The following is a 16121-nucleotide window of genomic DNA, read 5'->3' as shown; positions in this document are numbered from 1 at the left end:
AAGCACACACGCCTACTAAACAGCAGCCTTACTCAAAGGCGGCGGCTGCTCGGCCCAGGCGGTCATTGACCGCCTGCCAGTCTGGCGTATCCGGGCAACGCTGCACCCAAATATGCTGATACTGGCCTTGGTCCAGACGACGCAACATGGCGTACAAATCCTGGGCATAAAGCTGCGCATCCGGGCTGCACACATACCAGTCGTGTACATCCGCCGAAAAAGGCGGCAAAGAGGCAAAGGCAACAATGGCCTGCTTGCCCCCTTCGGCCAAAGCAGCCTGCACCGTTGGCGCACTGCTTTCATCAAATAAGGACAAAGGCGTACGGGGCGCATAATGCGCTTTCAAGCTGCCCGACACTTGCGGGGCTTGTTGATCCGGGCTGGCGGGTTCGTAGCCGATAACCTCGGCAATCATGGCGGCGCTAATGTGGCCAGGCCGCAACAGCACCGCACCCACGCCTTGATGGGTACGCGAGACGTCCACAATGGTGGACTCTATACCCACTTCCGACGGGCCCGCCTCCACAATCAGCAGTTCCTCTGCACTCATGTCCGCAAATTCATCGCGCACATGCTTGGCGGCCGTAGGCGATACCTGACCAAACTTGTTGGCCGAAGGCGCCGCCACACCCGCCTGACCGCTGGGCTTGAGTTCCGCCATGCGCTTGAGCAAGGCTTGAGCCACCGGATGGGAAGGACAACGAATACCAATGCTGCTTTGTCCGCCACTGACCGTATCCGGAATAGCCGGATTGCGCGGCAAGATCAGCGTCAAGGGACCGGGCCAGAAGGCATCCATCAATTGCTGCGCCACGGGCGGAATATCCGTCACCCAGTAACGCAGGTCGGCACCCGGGGCCACGTGCACAATCAAGGGATGATTCGCAGGGCGGCCCTTGGCCTTGTAAATCAGTTGCACTGCAGCCGGGTTTTCTGCATCCGCGCCCAGACCATAGACCGTCTCGGTTGGAAAGGCCACCAGCCCCCCTTGTGCCAGCACACGGGCGGCTTGCTCTATCTGCTGCTCGGAAGGGCTACGGGTGGAATCACTCATGATCAAACGCGATACGCAAGGCAGCGGCGGCTCGGGCAGTGCGTTCACGCACTTGCTGATCCGACTCGCCCACAATATTGACGTGACCCATCTTGCGGCCAACACGGGCCTCGGCCTTGCCGTACAGGTGCAAGGACACGCCAGGCACAGCCAGCAAGGCAGCCCAATCAGGTTCACGCATCTGGCCCTGTTCATCAAACCAGATATCGCCCAGGATGTTGAGCATCATGGAAGGACACAAAGCGCCGGTGTCACCCAGGGGCAAAGCCGCCATCACACGAGCCTGCTGTTCGAACTGGCTAGTGACGCAAGCATTCATGGTGTAGTGACCGCTATTGTGCGGACGGGGAGCCACCTCATTAGCCAACAAACGGCCATCTTCCAGAATGAAGAACTCCACACACAAGACACCCACGTAGTCCAGCGTACGGGCGATAGCGGCAGCCGCCTGACGGGCCTGCTCGGACAAGGCATCATCCTGAAACTGGGCGCTGATGGTGGACACGGCCAAAATGCCATCACGGTGCTCATTACGGGCACATGGGAAGGTTTTGACCTGATCGTCCAGGCCACGAGCCAGGACAACCGAAATTTCGGACTTCAAGGGTTGCAGGGCTTCCAGCACACAGGCCTGAGAACCGAACTCCTTGAAAGCAGCCAGAGCCTGTTCACGGTCTGCTACACGAGCCTGGCCCTTGCCGTCGTAACCAAAGCGTGCCGTCTTCAAGATACCGGGGAACAAGGCGCTGTCAGCGGCTTGCAAATCGTCCAGACTTTCGATGGCCGCATAGGGGGCCACCGGCACACCGGCCTGCGCGATAAAGGCTTTTTCACGAATACGATCCTGCACAATGCCTACGGCATCACCAGACGGTGTGACTCGTGTGTGCTGGGCCAAGGTCAGCAAGGACTGCGCCGGGACGTTCTCGAACTCGGTACTGACGGCTTGGCACAAGTCCCCCAGACGGGAAAGCGCTTGTGCGTCATCGTAGGCCGCACAGATATGCAGATCCGCCACTGCGCCTGCAGGGCTAAGGGTGTCCGGGTCCAGCACGGCCACCTTGTAGCCCAGGCTTTGGGCGCTATGGCAGAACATGCGGCCCAGTTGGCCGCCTCCAATCATGCCCAGCCAGGAGCCAGGGACCAGAAGGGCAACATCAGTCATGGGGGTCATCATCACAAAATAAAATCAGGCAGTAGCAGGAGGAACACGCATAGCTCGGGCGGCCTCGGTCTGGCGGGCACGGTACGCAATCAGTTTTTCAGTCAGCACAGCATCGTTGACCGCCAGATTGGCAATCACGTGCAGCGCGGCATTGGCAGCACCAGCCTCGCCAATGGCGAAGGTGGCAACCGGCACGCCCTTGGGCATTTGCACAATCGACAGCAGGGAATCTTCACCGCGCAGGTAGCGCGAAGGTACAGGTACGCCAAACACGGGCAAGTGCGTCAGGGCAGCCAGCATGCCGGGCAAGTGAGCCGCGCCGCCTGCACCGGCAATAATGGCTTTCAGGCCACGGGCCGGAGCCTGGGCACCATAGTCCACCATATCAATCGGCATGCGGTGGGCAGAAACCACACGGCACTCATAGGACACGCCAAATTCGTCCAGAATGGCCACAGCCTGGCTCATGACATCCCAGTCGCTGGAGGAACCCATCACAATGCCCACTGTGGGGGCCGCAGGAGTTTGTACGCTCATTAGAGATACGCCCTAAAAGGAAGAAGGCGCCATGCTGCCGGGCGCCTTGGTAAATAGAAAAACAGCAGGGTCCATCCAATGATGGGTTTTCCGGCGAGGCAGACTTTGCTCTGCCCATCGCCCTCCCCCAAAGCCCGGCTCGCTGTGGCGAAGTCGTCCAAGGACATGCAGCCGCTTGGCACCCTGCGAAGGACGAGCAGGCAACTCGTTTACGGCGAGCGCCTGTCCGGGCTGTAAACCGTTCACGCTGTCAGGCGTTCCAGGGCTTCGCGGTATTTGTCAGCCGTACGCTCGGCCACCTCAGCAGGCAAGCGAGGAGCGGGTGGCGTCTTGTCCCAAACCTGGGTTTCCAGCCAATCGCGCACAAATTGCTTGTCGTAAGACGGTGGGCTGATGCCTTCAGCATAGCTGTCGGCTGGCCAGAAACGCGAGGAATCCGGGGTCAGCACTTCGTCCATCAAATGCAGCTGGCCTTGATCGTCCAGGCCAAACTCAAATTTGGTATCGGCAATCAGAATGCCACGGCTGGCCGCGTAGTCGGCAGCTTCGGTGTACAGACGCAAGGTCACGTCACGGATCTGCTCGGCCAGTTCCTGACCCACTTCCTTGACCACGTGGGCGAAATCCACGTTCTCGTCGTGCGAGCCCATTTCGGCTTTGGCAGCCGGGGTAAACAACACGTGGGGCAGCTTGGCCGCTTGCTTCAAACCAGCCGGCAAGGTGATGCCACATACCGCGCCGGTAGCCTGGTAGTCTTTCCAGCCCGAACCAATCAGATAACCACGAGCCACCGCTTCCACCATGATGGGCTTCAAGCGCTTGACCACCATGGAGCGGCCTTCCACTTGGGCGCGCTCTTCAGGCGCCACCACATCAACCGGGTTCACGCCAGTGGTGTGATTAGGGATGATGTGCGCCAGCTTGTTCAGCCAGAACTCGGTCATCTGCGTCAAGACAGCGCCCTTGCCGGGAATGGGGTCGTCCAGAATCACATCGAATGCCGAAATGCGATCACTGGCCACAATCAACAACTTGTCCTCACCCACCGCATACATGTCCCGAACTTTGCCGCGCGCGAGTAGCGGCAGGGAGCTCAGGCTGGATTGATGTAAGGGCTCTTGCACGATTTCATCCTTAAAACGAAAACATCCCGCTGACTATGGATGCAGGCGGGACGACAATCCCGGCGCCTGCGGCACCGGGCAAAGACGCGGAGACCGGGGCGGGCAGTCGTGCTGCCCACTCCTGCTCCGCCTGACAAAATTACTGAACGATCTGGGACAACTCGCCGGTGCTGTACTGGCGGGCGATTTCCTGCAAAGGAATGGCCTTGATCTTGGAGGCCTGACCGGCGGCACCAAACTGCTGGTAGCGGGCCACGCACACTTTCTTGGCAGCTTCGCGAGCAGGTTTCAGGTATTCGCGTGGGTCGAATTTCTCCGGGTTTTCGAACAGGAAACGACGGATGGCAGCGGTCATGGCCAAACGGATATCGGTGTCGATATTGACCTTGCGCACACCGTACTTGATGGCTTCCTGAATTTCTTCCACAGGCACGCCGTAGGTTTCTTTCATGTTGCCACCGAACTGGCGGATTTCAGCCAGCAGTTCCTGAGGCACGCTGGAGCTGCCGTGCATGACCAGGTGAGTATTGGGCAAACGACGGTGAATTTCTTTCACGCGCTCGATGGACAAAATGTCGCCGGTAGGCTTGCGGGTGAACTTGTAAGCACCGTGGCTGGTACCGATGGCGATGGCCAGTGCATCCAGTTGAGTGCGTGTCACAAACTCAGCGGCCTGCTCGGGGTCGGTCAACAATTGGTCCAGAGTCAGAACGCCGTCAGCACCGTGACCGTCTTCCTTGTCGCCCTGCATGGTTTCCAGGGAACCCAGGCAGCCCAGTTCGCCTTCAACGGTCACGCCCAGCTTGTGAGCCATTTCGACCACTTTGCGGGTAACTTCCACGTTGTATTCAAAATCGGCAATGGTCTTGCCGTCGGGCAGCAAGGAGCCGTCCATCATCACACTGGAGAAACCCAGTTCGATGGCGCCTTTGCAAATCTCGGGGGACTGGCCGTGGTCCTGGTGCATCACCACAGGGATGTTGGGGTAGGACTCGACAGCAGCTTCGATCAGGTGACGCAGAAACGCTTCGCCTGCGTATTTACGGGCGCCGGCCGATGCCTGCATGATGACGGGGCTATCCGTCTCCGAGGCGGCTTCCATAATAGCCTGGACCTGCTCCAGGTTATTGACGTTGAACGCTGGAATACCATAACCGTGCTCGGCCGCGTGATCGAGCAGCTGGCGCATGGAAACTAGGGCCATGAGAAGACCTCCTGAAGACTAAAATAATTGAAAAACTTGGCCGGGCACGGTTCCGTGCACAGCCGATTGTTTGTAAGCGTATTAACTGGCGGTCCGACGCGCCGACTTGGGGCGGAACGCATTGACCACATGCTCGTGAGTTTGTGCGTAAGGTCCACCAATCAGGTCGATGCAATACGGGACTGCTGCAAAAATACCCGGCACCAATACTTGTCCGGTTTCTGAATCCCGTAATCCTTCCAGAGTTTCCTGAATGGCTTTGGGCTGCCCAGGCAGATTGATAATCAGAGCAGCGTGGTCCTGAATTTCTCGGATGACCGCAACTTGCCGCGACAAAATCGCTGTTGGTACGAATTTTAAACTGATTTGACGCATCTGTTCACCGAAACCGGGCATTTCGCGCGTTCCAGCGTCCAGAGTGGCCTCCGGCGTCACGTCGCGACGCGCCGGACCAGTGCCACCGGTAGTCAAAATCAGGTCGCAACCCGCTTCCACCAAGTCGACCAGGGTGTCAGTAATCTGGGCACGCTCGTCGGGAATCAGCCGTTCCATATAGGCAGGCGCTACCGTCAAGGCGGAGTCCAGCCAGCGGCGCAGCGCCGGTATGCCTTGATCCTGGTACTGTCCGCTGGAGGCGCGATCTGAAACCGACACCAAGCCGATACGCAATTGATCCGGATGCTCGCGGGGAGACTGTCGATTGAATGTCATGCTTTTCCTTGGAAGCGAAATAAACTACAGGCCCTGAACGGGCCTGCCAATAGCACGATTGTAACGAATCGCAGTGGGGCTTAAATACAACGGCCGCCGTCTACTTCGATGCAAGTGCCTGTAATGAACTCGGCCTCGTCCGAGGCCAGATACAGCGCTGCCGCTGCCACGTCCTTGGGTGTGCAAAAACGTCCCAGCGGAATTCCCGCCAAGAAACGGCTGCGGTTTTCCGGCGTATCGGGCATGCCCATGAACTGTTCCAGCAACGCCGTGTCACCAATCACCGGATTAATGCAGTTCACCCGGATATTATCCGGCCCCAACTCGGCCGCCATACCCTTGCTGATCGTTACCACCGCGCCCTTGGTGCCGTTGTACCAGACCAGTCCGGGGCGCGGACGCAAGGCGGCGGTAGACGCAATATTGATGAAAGAGCCCGAGCCCTGGGCGCGCAGATACGGCACAAAGTGTTTGGCGGTCCAGTAAATGCTTTTCACGTTGACGGCATAGACCAGATCGAACTCGCTTTCGCTGACCTCCAGCAACGGTTTATTGCGATGCGTGGTGCCCGCATTGTTCACCACAATATGCAGCCCACCGCATTCGCGCAGGGCAATATCCAACAGGGCATGAACTTCGTCCCCTTGCGAGACATCGCAAGCGGCAAAAATGGCCTGACCACCCTGTGCCTGAATCTGGGCCGCTGCGGCCTGCCCTTGCTCTGCATTCAGGTCGGCAATCAGTACACGCGCTCCTTCGCGTGCAAAGCGCTGTGCAATGCCCAGGCCAAAACCCGATGCACCGCCCGTCACGATAGCCACTTTGTCTTGCAATCGCATGTTTGTCTCCTTCTGCTTTTTATATAGAAATGGCGGCATTGCGCCGCCATTGGTGAAACCTGTTTAGCGTTCAGCTGCCATGCTGCCAGAAAACCGGAGCCGCCACAGCCGCGCTAACCCCTAAATACCCTACGATCAGCTGGCCGCATGACGTAGCGCAACCGTTTTCAGGGAAGTCAGGGCGTACAAGGCTTCAAAGCCCTTCTCGCGGCCTATGCCGGACTGACCGGTTCCACCAAAAGGCAGTTCCACCCCACCTGCCGCACCGTAATTATTCACAAAGACCTGCCCGGCTCGCAGTTGTCGGGCCATACGCACTTGACGAGCCCCGTCGCGGGTCCAGACCCCGGCCACCAGACTGTAAGGCGTGCCATTGGCCATGGCGATGGCTTCTTCCTCTGTACCGAAGGGCTGGGCCACCAGAACAGGACCGAAGATTTCCTCCTGCGCCAGACGATGTTCAACAGGCACATGGCCCAATAAAACAGGCACTTGGTAAAAACCGCCTGCGGGGGCCTTGGAGTCCAGCTTGCCTTGCGCCAGCACCACAATGCCGTCCTGGTCCAGATTTTCCAGATAGGAACGCACCCGCGCTTGCTGCTGCGCGCTGATCAGGGGACCGCAATCCAGATTGTCGCTGGCCGCCCCGGTCAGCAGCGCCTTGAAGGCTTCGGCCAGACGCTCGGTAAAGTCGCCATAAATAGCGCGCTGAATCAGCACTCGACTCCCTGCCGAGCAGGTCTGCCCGGCGTTCTGCACAATCGCATTGACCACGACCGGCAAAGCGGCATCCAGATCCGCATCCGAGAACACGATTTGTGGAGACTTGCCGCCCAGCTCCAAGGTGACCGGCACAAAATTCTGCGCTGCTTGCAAGGCCACCTGACGGCCTGTGTCGGGAGAGCCAGTAAAGGAAATGTGATTGATATCCGGATGAGCAGACAAAGCCTGCCCGGCTTCACTACCCAGCCCCGTGCAGATATTCAGCACTCCCGCTGGCAAACCCGCTTCGTGCAACAACTCGGCCACGCGCAGCAAGGACAGGCTGGCATCCTCTGCCGGTTTCACCACGCAGGTATTACCCGCAGCCAGGGACGCGGCTACGCTGCGCCCGAAGATCTGCAAGGGGTAATTCCAGGGGATGATGTGCGCGGTAACTCCCAAGGGTTCACGCAAGGTGAACGCCGTCATCTCCCAGCCCAGCGGGATGGTTTGACCATGCAGCTTGTCCACCGCGCCCGCATAGAACTCAAAATAGCGGACAATGGCAGCAGCATCGGACTGGGCCTGACGCAAAGGCTTGCCGGTATCGCGAGATTCCAGCCGCGCCAGCTCCTCTCGGGCATCAGACAGAGTTCGAGCGCAACGCAGCAATAACTGGCTGCGTTGGGCGGCCGTCAGACGGCTCCACGGCCCCTGGCTGGCACGTCGGGCGGCCTGTACGGCCCAATCAATATCCACCTCGGACGATTGCGCCAAGCGGGCGAAGGTCTCGCCTGTGGAGGGGTCGATAACCGGTAGCAAACCACCGCCCTCCGCGCCAAGTTGCTGTCCGTCAATCCAATTGCGACACTCCATGACCGCCTCCAATGCTATTGTTATCTCAGCCAATCGAGCTTTGCTCGAGATCATTCTACTCAAGGACCTGCTGCTTTGGACTCTCGACAACGTACTTTGCTCTTAGCGGGCGCTGGCGATCTGGGCACCCGCACCGGGATGCTGGCCCGCCATCACGAATGGCCGGTGATCGGCCTGCGCCGTCATGTTCCCCTGGACGATCACAGCGGGATCGAATGGGTGGAAGCTGATCTGAGCGAGCCCACCTCCCTGCGCCTGAAGCACCGTAAAATCACCCACGTACTTTACGCCGTCTCTCCCGACCAGCGTAGCCAGGCTGCTTATGAGCGGGTATTTCTGCACGGTCTGGAAAACCTGCTCAACGAGCTGGACCTGAAAGCCCTGAAACGCTTTGTCTTTGTATCGTCCAGCGCCGTCTACGGGCCGAGCACTGAATGGGTGGACGAGAACTCGCCCACAGAGCCTACGCAATTCAATGGCCGAGTACTGCTGGAGGCCGAGCAGCTGCTGCACCACCGCATCCCGGCCCAAGCCGTCGTCATCCGCCCCAGCGGCCTGTACGGGCCAGGGCGTACCCAATTGCTGGACCGCCTGCGTGAAGGCCGTGCCACCGTGCCGGACGACCCGGAGCACTGGGCCAACCGCCTGCATATTGAAGACGCCGCGCGCGCCTGCTGGCACCTGCTGCGCACTCCCGCGCCCTTCCCTTGCTATATAGGTACGGACAGCCGACCTTACCGGATTACTGAGCTTTACGACGGACTGGCGGATCTGCTGGAAGTAGCCCACCCCGAACGGCGTCAGTCCAATGAAGGTGGCAAGCGCCTGAGCAACCAGCGACTGCTGGACAGCGGCTTTCAGCTGGACTGGCCCGACGCCCTACAGGGGTATGCACAGTTGATTAAAGATGGGGCGTAAACTTTCAGATCCAACAAAAAAGCCAGCCAACGTTCGTTGACTGGCTTTTTCTGACGAAGCAAAGACTGGCTTAAGCCTTGTCTTCCAACGCAGCCACGGCCGGCAAGCGCTTGCCTTCCAGGAATTCCAGGAAGGCACCGCCGCCCGTGGAGATGTAATCCACGTCTTCACCAATATTGAACTGGGCAATCGCTGCCAGGGTGTCACCACCGCCCGCAATCGAGAAAGCCTTGGAGCCTGCAATCGCACGCGACAGGGTTTCCGTGCCTTGTGCGAAGGCGGGGAATTCGAACACGCCCAGAGGGCCGTTCCAGACCACGGTGCCAGCCTTGGCAATGATGTCAGCGATCTGCTGAGCCGTTTGCGGGCCCACGTCCAGAATCATGTCATCGTCCTGGACCTGATCAGCAGCCTTGATTTCAGCCGCTGCATCGGCAGCAAAGGACTTGGCGCACACCACATCCACAGGGATAGGCACTTCTGCGCCGCGCTCTTTCATGATGCGGATCACTTCACGGGCTTCTTCCAACTGGCTTTCTTCCACCAGGGATTTGCCCACGGACAGGCCACTAGCCATCATGAAGGTATTGGCAATGCCGCCACCGACCACCAGTTGGTCAACTTTTTCAGCCAAAGCGCGCAGAATGGACAGTTTGGTGGACACCTTGGCACCACCCACAATCGCGACCAGAGGACGGGCAGGCTGGTTCAGGGCACGTCCCAGGGCCTTCAACTCGGCTTCCAGCAAAGGACCGGCACAAGCCACGGGAGCAAAGCGGGCGATACCTTCGGTAGTCGCTTCAGCACGGTGAGCCGTACCGAAGGCGTCGTTTACGTAAACGTCACACAAGGCTGCCATTTTGCGAGCCAACTCGGGATCGTTCTTCTTTTCCCCCACGTTGCAGCGGCAGTTCTCCAGCAAGACCACCTGACCGGGCGACACTTGCACGCCATCCAGCCAATTGCGACGCAGCTCAACGGGCATGCCCAGCAACTCGGACAAACGTTGCACCACGGGTTCCAGCGAATCCACAGGCTGGCACTCGCCTTCTTTGGGGCGACCCAGATGAGACGTGACCATTACTGCTGCGCCGGCATCCAGCGCCATGCGAATGGCAGGCACCGAGGCACGTACGCGCGTATCTTCGGTAATACGTCCGTCTTGCAGGGGGACATTCAGATCAGAGCGGATAAATACCCGCTTGCCTCGCAGCGCGTCCGTTTCGGCCAGCGCAGACAAGGTCTTGATGCTTGTAGACATGATTTTTTGTTCTGGGAATTAACGTGACAGGGGCGGGAAATCCCGCCCCTGCTATTCAGATCTTACTTGGCCGACATCAGTGCGATGGTGCTGTCGAGCATACGAATGGAGAAAGCCCATTCGTTGTCGTACCAGGCAGCCACTTTGACCATATTGCCGCCAGTCACTTTGGTCAGCAGGGAATCAACCGTGCTGGAAGCGGTGGTGTGGTTGAAGTCGATGGAAACCAGAGGTTCGGTGCAGTAATCCAGAATGCCCTTCATGGCGCCTTCCGAAGCGGCTTTCAGAATGCCATTCACTTCCTCAACGCTGGTGTTGCGGCTGGCCACAAAGGTCAGGTCAACCATGGACACGTTGATGGTGGGAACGCGCACGGCGTAACCGTCCAGCTTGCCATTCAGTTCTGGCAGCACCAGACCCACGGCAGCCGCTGCGCCGGTCTTGGTGGGGATCATGCTGCTGGTGGCCGAACGGGCACGGCGCATGTCCTTGTGACGCACGTCGGTCAGAACCTGGTCGTTGGTGTAAGCGTGGATGGTGGTCATCAGACCGCTGACCACACCCAGTTCCTTGTGCAAAGGAGCAACCAGGGGAGCCAAACAGTTGGTGGTGCACGATGCGTTGGAGATAACGGTATCGGTGCTCTTCAGAATGTCGTGGTTCACGCCGTACACGATGGTGGCGTCCACATCCTTGCCACCGGGGGCCGAGATGATGACTTTCTTGGCACCGGCTTGAATGTGCTCACCAGCCTTTTCCTTGGTGGTGAAAGCGCCGGTACATTCCAGCACTACGTCCACACCCAGCTCAGCCCAAGGCAGGGTCAGCGCATCGCGCTGGCTCAGCAGGCGGATACGGTCGCCGTTGACCACCAGATGATCGCCATCCAGCGACACATCAGCGTTGAAACGGCCATGCACGGAGTCATAGCGAGTCAGGTGTTCGTTGATCTCGGCACCGCCCGAGGCGTTGATGGCCACGATCTCGATATCGTGTTTTTTGCCGTACTCGTAGTGGGCACGCAAGATCATGCGGCCGATACGACCATAACCATTGATTGCGACGCGAATCGTCATGTCAGACTCCAATTACAAAATTTCTTGAACGGCCGCAGCGACCTTCTCTGCTGTCAGACCAAAATGCTTGAACAGGACGCCAGCCGGGGCGGATTCGCCGTAGGTATCGATACCCACTACAGCGCCTTCCAGGCCCACGTACTTGAACCACAGACCTGTGGTACCGGCTTCAACCGCAACACGCGGGATGCCGGGTGTCAGGACCTGATCACGCCACTGCTTGTCCTGCGCGTCGAACAGGTTGGTACAAGGCATGGACACCACACGGGTCGCAATACCTTGCTGAGCCAGCTGCTCCTGTGCTTGCAGCGCCAAACCCACTTCCGAGCCAGTTGCCATGATGATGGCGCGCGCATCTTGCGCATCACGCAGCACGTAGCCACCACGACGGATGTTCTGGATGGTTTGCGCATCGCGCTCGACGAAAGGCAGATTCTGGCGCGACAAGAGCAAGGCGCTAGGACCACCGTCCTGTACGTCCATACCGATGCTGGTAGGACGCTCGACCGAGCAAGCCCAGGCCACAGCCGTTTCCGTGGTGTCGCAAGGACGCCAGACGTGCAGGTTGGGGATCAAACGCAGGCTGTTGGCGTGCTCGATGGACTGGTGTGTCGGACCGTCTTCGCCCAGACCGATGGAGTCGTGGGTGAACACGTGCACAACACGCTGCTTCATCAAGGCAGCCATACGGATGGCGTTGCGCGAGTAGTCGGAGAAAGTCAGGAAGGTGCCGCCAAAAGGCAGGTAACCACCGTGCAGAGCCAGACCATTCATGATGGCGGCCATACCGAATTCACGTACACCGTAGTTGATGTGGCGACCGAAATGCACACCGTCGGCGTGGGCACGTACGGCTTCGGCACCCTTCCAGTCGGTGAAGTTCGAGCCGGTCAGGTCAGCCGAGCCACCCAGCATTTCTGGCAGCACATTGACCAAAGCGCTAATGGCCAATTGCGAGGCTTTACGCGACGCAATGGTTTCGGCTTTCTGAGCGGTTTCTTCAATAAAGGCCTGTACTTTGGCGCTGTAGCCGGCAGGCAGCTCGCCTTTCAGACGGCGAGCCAGTTCTGCGGCCAGTTCAGGGTAAGCCTGGCTGTAAGCGTCAAAGCGCTTTTGCCATTCCGCTTGCTGGGCGCCGCCTTTTTCGCGGCAATCCCAACCTTGGTAGACTTCCTGAGGAATTTCAAACGGTCCGTGGTTCCAGTCCAGTGCTGCACGGGTGGCGGCAATTTCATCAGCGCCCAGTGGGGCACCGTGAACCTTCTCGGAACCAGCGGCGTTAGGAGCACCCTTGCCGATCACGGTACGGCAGCAAATCAGGGTAGGACCCGTGCCCTCTTTCGCGTTGCGGCGAGCCTGTTCAATCGCGCTATTGATCGAAGCGGCATCGTGGCCGTCAACCGCGCGTATCACGTTCCAGCCGTAGCTTTCAAAACGGGCGGGCGTATCGTCACCAAACCAGTTCTCGACCTTACCGTCGATGGAGATGCCGTTATCGTCGTACATCACGACCAGCTTGGACAGTTTCCAGGTACCGGCCAAGGAGCAAGCCTCGTGCGAGATACCTTCCATCAAACAGCCGTCGCCAGCGAAAACCCAGGTCAGGTGGTCGACCACATCGTGGCCTTCGCGGTTGAACTCGCGCGCCAACAAGGCTTCAGCCAATGCGAAGCCAACAGCATTGCCCAAACCCTGGCCCAAAGGACCTGTGGTGGTTTCCACGCCCGCGGTAATACCCACTTCAGGGTGGCCGGGAGTGCGTGAATGCATCTGACGGAAGTTGCGCAGCTCGTCCATGGGCAGGTCGTAGCCACTAAGGTGCAACAAAGCGTAGATCAGCATGGAACCGTGGCCGTTTGACAACACAAAACGGTCGCGATCAAACCAGGCAGGGTCGGCAGGGTTGTGTTTCAGGTGCCGGGTCCAGAGAACCTGGGCGATATCGGCCATGCCCATGGGCGCACCGGGGTGGCCCGAATTAGCTTGTTGCACGGCATCCATAGACAAGGCACGGATGGCATTGGCTAGGGTTTTATCAGAGGCTGACGCAATATCCATTAGAAGCTCATTGGGGCAGCGGCGCGACAATTCCGACAGGCGGACGGCTCACGGCCCTGATTAGTTTATAAAACGCGCTATTTTAGCATTGCTGGCGCTAAATCGCCCCCACTTGAGCTGGGGCCTTGCGCTTTCTCCCCGAAGCCTGGGTACGGTATGCTTGTGCGGTTTTTTATGCTTGATGGTGTCTTGATATGGCAGCTCCCCGTTTCTACCACCCCCTGGACTTGACGGCCCAGACCGAGATCGCCCTGCCCGAGGCTCTGGCGCATCACGCTATCCGGGTGCTGCGTTTGAAGGACGGTCAGGACATTGTCCTGTTTGACGGGCGCGGAACCCAGTATCCCGCCACCTTGCGCATTGATGGCAAAAAGGGCTTTGCCAGCCTGGGCGATGCCCAAACACCTGTCCGCGAGCTGGCCGGTCGCATAACGGTGCTGCAAGGCATTGCCTCCAGCGACAAGATGGACTGGATTATTGAAAAAGCCGTGGAAATGGGCGTCAGCCGCTTTGTGCCGATTCGCGCGCAACGTAGCGTGCTGCAACTGAACGCGGAGCGGCAGGCCAAGCGCATGGGCCATTGGCAAAGAGTGATTGAGTCGGCCAGCGAGCAGTGTGGTCGCAACCGCTTGATGGAACTGTCAGCGCCGCTGACATTGGCCGAATACTTCCGCGAGGCGGAAACTGGCCTGCATCTGTTCTGTGATCCCGATGCGCCCCAGCAATTGGCGCAGGCCATTGGACCGCAAGATCAGGCCATGACTATCTTGATTGGCCCCGAAGGCGGGTGGTCGCCCGAAGAGCAGAAGGTGGCACTGGGAGCCCAGGCTCAGGCGATTCGTTTCGGGCACCGCGTGCTGCGAACCGAAACCGCCGCCTTGGCGCTGACAGCAGCGATCAGCGCCTTGCAAGGCTGGGAATAAGGCTTATTCTTCGTCCTGGCTGGAGTAGGAAGCAGGGGTCTCACCCGGTTCAGGGTCAGGATGCTTGCCAGCGTGCAGAACGACACATACAAAACGGCGCTCGTTATTCGAGGCCCAGGCATGCACATCTTCACACACGCCCAAAATAGCCTGGGCGTCTTTTTCCAATGCAGGATCACCACTGTGCAGATTGTCCAGCCACAGTGCCAGGCCTGCTTTCTGATCCAGCACGGTGTCACACAGGCAATCGTAGAGCGCATCCAGATTGCCACCAAAAAACTCAGGGTAATCGACAGCCTTGGCGACTGCTCGCAGCACAGCGGAACGATTGCGCGCACGATCGCAACTTACTTCCAGGGCGGTAAGCCCCTGGTCCTGTGCCTGCTCCAGAAAATCAGCAGCCGTCAGGCCCGTTGCGTCGAGCACACCGCCTTGTTGCAAAGCTTCTTGCAAAGTCAGGGATTGGCTCATCAGGACGCTTCCTTAAAAAACGCTAACACTTCTTCACGACGACTCATGGTATCGGTCTTTCCTAACTCGATCAGCTCTTGGGTGTAGCCGGACTCGAATAACAAATATGAAATTAATGCACCGCCTGTGGTCGGACCGGACTTTGAAGATACACCAAGTACTCGAAATAGGGTACGTGCAGCAGTTGGCATCTGATGAATATGCCGAGTGGCAATTTCATCCAGCGAGCGGCTGGGGGTGATGGCAAACGTGCTGACAGGACGCAGCGATTGGCTTTGTAATACATTTGCAGGCATATAGGCAAGCAATGTATTGATGCGTTCCATACGCTCAATATCCGTTGACACACTATCAAGGAATATGTTGGATAAAGCATAGCCACTGATCTGCGCCAAAGAGGGGTATGGCGGATCCCTGGATTCCTGCTCGTGATAGGTGTTGTCGGCGTATCCGGTACCCACAATCAGCACCTTGTGCGCTCCCAGATGAATGGCCGGACTGATGGGTGCCAACTGACGCATCGTCCCGTCCCCGCACCACTGGGTTTGCTTGCCCACTTGCAGAGACTGAGCCGGAAACATGAAGGGAATGGCGCTGGAAGCCATCAGGTGGTCCACCCCGATGACACCGGGGATGGCACGGCGCAGATTGCGCGTCCAGGGGCGAATACGCTCGTCAGACTGATAGAAAGTCAGGTGCTCACCGGTGGTGTAGGCCGCTGCCGTAATCGCCAGCGCGCCCACATGCTGCTGGGCCAGATTGCGCTGCAAACGGTCGAAGTCCAGGCTCTCTTCCAGCAGGTCGCGCAGGGGCGAATTATCCAGCATGGAGTGCGGCACATGGTCACGCAGACGCGGCGCCAGCCAGCCCAAGGCCAGCGTGGCCACCCAGTGCACACTGGTCGCCAGCAACTGCAAAGGGTCAGCATGAAAGATATCGTTGGTGCGCAACGAGCCCCACAGCTGTTGTATATGGTCTACAGCCTCATGAGGCCTGTCGGCGCGGCACGCCAATCCGGCAGCGTTGATGGAGCCTGCCGAAGAGCCACAAATAATATCGAAGGGATTGCGAAACTGAGGGTTGCGATCAGGATCCAGCAGCTCCAGCAAACCGGCCAGCACCCCGGCCTGATACGCACCGCGCGCCCCGCCCCCATTCAGGACCAATGCCACAGGAGCGGGAGAGCGCTGGATCATGGTAGG

The 16121-nt window shown here is 58.8% G+C and carries 15 protein-coding genes; 2 read left to right on the top strand and 13 right to left on the bottom strand.

Annotated features, from left to right (window positions below):
* Nucleotides 1-28: 28 nt before the first annotated feature.
* From N879_RS16115 to N879_RS16080, 8 genes are all read right to left on the bottom strand, one after another.
* On the bottom strand, nt 29-1054 hold the full coding sequence (locus N879_RS16115; RefSeq protein WP_009455124.1) for an L-threonylcarbamoyladenylate synthase: 1026 nt from the start codon (nt 1052-1054) through the stop codon (nt 29-31).
* On the bottom strand, nt 1047-2228 hold the full coding sequence (locus tag N879_RS16110) for a 5-(carboxyamino)imidazole ribonucleotide synthase (protein ID WP_031232980.1): 1182 nt from the start codon (nt 2226-2228) through the stop codon (nt 1047-1049). Before N879_RS16110 ends, N879_RS16115 begins: the two co-directional genes overlap by 8 nt.
* A 15-nt stretch (nt 2229-2243) precedes the next feature.
* Complete coding sequence (purE, locus tag N879_RS16105; protein ID WP_009455126.1) at nt 2244-2756, bottom strand: 5-(carboxyamino)imidazole ribonucleotide mutase; 513 nt, start codon at nt 2754-2756, stop codon at nt 2244-2246.
* A 242-nt stretch (nt 2757-2998) separates the two neighbouring features.
* Complete coding sequence (locus N879_RS16100) at nt 2999-3880, bottom strand: phosphoribosylaminoimidazolesuccinocarboxamide synthase (RefSeq protein ID WP_009455127.1); 882 nt, start codon at nt 3878-3880, stop codon at nt 2999-3001.
* 139 nt (nt 3881-4019) lie between these two features.
* Nucleotides 4020-5084 (bottom strand): class II fructose-bisphosphate aldolase, encoded by a 1065-nt coding sequence (fba, locus tag N879_RS16095; RefSeq protein ID WP_009455128.1) that lies wholly within the window; start codon nt 5082-5084, stop codon nt 4020-4022.
* Between the two features lie 81 nt (nt 5085-5165).
* Nucleotides 5166-5795, bottom strand: coding sequence for a molybdopterin adenylyltransferase (gene mog / locus N879_RS16090; RefSeq protein WP_009455129.1), 630 nt, complete (start codon nt 5793-5795; stop codon nt 5166-5168).
* A gap of 80 nt (nt 5796-5875) precedes the next feature.
* Entirely contained in the window at nt 5876-6634 is a 759-nt protein-coding gene (locus N879_RS16085) for an SDR family oxidoreductase (RefSeq protein WP_009455130.1), read from the bottom strand.
* A 135-nt stretch (nt 6635-6769) separates the two neighbouring features.
* Nucleotides 6770-8212, bottom strand: a complete 1443-nt coding sequence (locus N879_RS16080; protein ID WP_022983437.1) for an aldehyde dehydrogenase family protein — start codon at nt 8210-8212, stop codon at nt 6770-6772.
* A 75-nt stretch (nt 8213-8287) separates the two neighbouring features.
* Between N879_RS16080 and N879_RS16075 the strand changes: the two genes are divergently transcribed.
* A complete protein-coding gene (locus tag N879_RS16075) occupies nt 8288-9130 on the top strand; it encodes an NAD-dependent epimerase/dehydratase family protein (protein ID WP_022983436.1) in 843 nt (280 codons plus the stop codon).
* Nucleotides 9131-9200: 70 nt separating this feature from the next.
* Here the strand turns inward: N879_RS16075 and N879_RS16070 are convergent, their stop codons facing one another.
* The 3 genes from N879_RS16070 to tkt form a co-directional block, all read right to left on the bottom strand.
* On the bottom strand, nt 9201-10391 hold the full coding sequence (locus N879_RS16070) for a phosphoglycerate kinase (RefSeq protein ID WP_022983435.1): 1191 nt from the start codon (nt 10389-10391) through the stop codon (nt 9201-9203).
* Between the two features lie 62 nt (nt 10392-10453).
* Nucleotides 10454-11467, bottom strand: coding sequence for a type I glyceraldehyde-3-phosphate dehydrogenase (gap, locus tag N879_RS16065; protein ID WP_009455139.1), 1014 nt, complete (start codon nt 11465-11467; stop codon nt 10454-10456).
* A gap of 12 nt (nt 11468-11479) precedes the next feature.
* Complete coding sequence (gene tkt / locus N879_RS16060) at nt 11480-13525, bottom strand: transketolase (RefSeq protein ID WP_009455140.1); 2046 nt, start codon at nt 13523-13525, stop codon at nt 11480-11482.
* A gap of 194 nt (nt 13526-13719) precedes the next feature.
* Here tkt and N879_RS16055 point away from each other — a divergent pair, with 194 nt between their 5' ends.
* Complete coding sequence (locus N879_RS16055) at nt 13720-14448, top strand: 16S rRNA (uracil(1498)-N(3))-methyltransferase (protein ID WP_009455141.1); 729 nt, start codon at nt 13720-13722, stop codon at nt 14446-14448.
* A 3-nt stretch (nt 14449-14451) separates the two neighbouring features.
* On the opposite strand, the gene N879_RS16050 is transcribed toward N879_RS16055, so the two are convergent.
* Together N879_RS16050 and N879_RS16045 are read right to left on the bottom strand one after the other, a co-directional pair.
* Nucleotides 14452-14919, bottom strand: coding sequence for a barstar family protein (locus N879_RS16050; RefSeq protein WP_009455142.1), 468 nt, complete (start codon nt 14917-14919; stop codon nt 14452-14454).
* The gene (locus N879_RS16045; RefSeq protein WP_009455143.1) at nt 14919-16115 is read right to left on the bottom strand and encodes a patatin-like phospholipase family protein; all 1197 of its coding nucleotides are present in this window, start codon (nt 16113-16115) and stop codon (nt 14919-14921) included. Before N879_RS16045 ends, N879_RS16050 begins: the two co-directional genes overlap by 1 nt.
* Between the last annotated feature and the right edge of the window lie 6 nt (nt 16116-16121).

The sequence above is a fragment of the Alcaligenes sp. EGD-AK7 genome, from assembly GCF_000465875.3.
Classification (GTDB): Bacteria; Pseudomonadota; Gammaproteobacteria; order Burkholderiales; family Burkholderiaceae_B; genus Alcaligenes; species Alcaligenes phenolicus.
The sequence above is the reverse complement of the archived record's forward strand: the minus strand, read 5'-3'. Positions and strand labels throughout refer to the sequence as shown.

What these genes read in the sequence shown, in the direction of transcription:
- N879_RS16115 (WP_009455124.1), bottom strand. Translation starts at nt 1,054, where the DNA reads ATGAGTGATTCCACCCGTAGCCCTTCCGAGCAGCAGATAGAGCAAGCC.
- N879_RS16110 (WP_031232980.1), bottom strand. Translation starts at nt 2,228, where the DNA reads ATGACCCCCATGACTGATGTTGCCCTTCTGGTCCCTGGCTCCTGGCTG.
- purE (WP_009455126.1), bottom strand. Translation starts at nt 2,756, where the DNA reads ATGAGCGTACAAACTCCTGCGGCCCCCACAGTGGGCATTGTGATGGGT.
- fba (WP_009455128.1), bottom strand. Translation starts at nt 5,084, where the DNA reads ATGGCCCTAGTTTCCATGCGCCAGCTGCTCGATCACGCGGCCGAGCAC.
- mog (WP_009455129.1), bottom strand. Translation starts at nt 5,795, where the DNA reads ATGACATTCAATCGACAGTCTCCCCGCGAGCATCCGGATCAATTGCGT.
- N879_RS16085 (WP_009455130.1), bottom strand. Translation starts at nt 6,634, where the DNA reads ATGCGATTGCAAGACAAAGTGGCTATCGTGACGGGCGGTGCATCGGGT.
- N879_RS16080 (WP_022983437.1), bottom strand. Translation starts at nt 8,212, where the DNA reads ATGGAGTGTCGCAATTGGATTGACGGACAGCAACTTGGCGCGGAGGGC.
- N879_RS16070 (WP_022983435.1), bottom strand. Translation starts at nt 10,391, where the DNA reads ATGTCTACAAGCATCAAGACCTTGTCTGCGCTGGCCGAAACGGACGCG.
- gap (WP_009455139.1), bottom strand. Translation starts at nt 11,467, where the DNA reads ATGACGATTCGCGTCGCAATCAATGGTTATGGTCGTATCGGCCGCATG.
- tkt (WP_009455140.1), bottom strand. Translation starts at nt 13,525, where the DNA reads ATGGATATTGCGTCAGCCTCTGATAAAACCCTAGCCAATGCCATCCGT.
- N879_RS16055 (WP_009455141.1), top strand. Translation starts at nt 13,720, where the DNA reads ATGGCAGCTCCCCGTTTCTACCACCCCCTGGACTTGACGGCCCAGACC.
- N879_RS16050 (WP_009455142.1), bottom strand. Translation starts at nt 14,919, where the DNA reads ATGAGCCAATCCCTGACTTTGCAAGAAGCTTTGCAACAAGGCGGTGTG.
- N879_RS16045 (WP_009455143.1), bottom strand. Translation starts at nt 16,115, where the DNA reads ATGATCCAGCGCTCTCCCGCTCCTGTGGCATTGGTCCTGAATGGGGGC.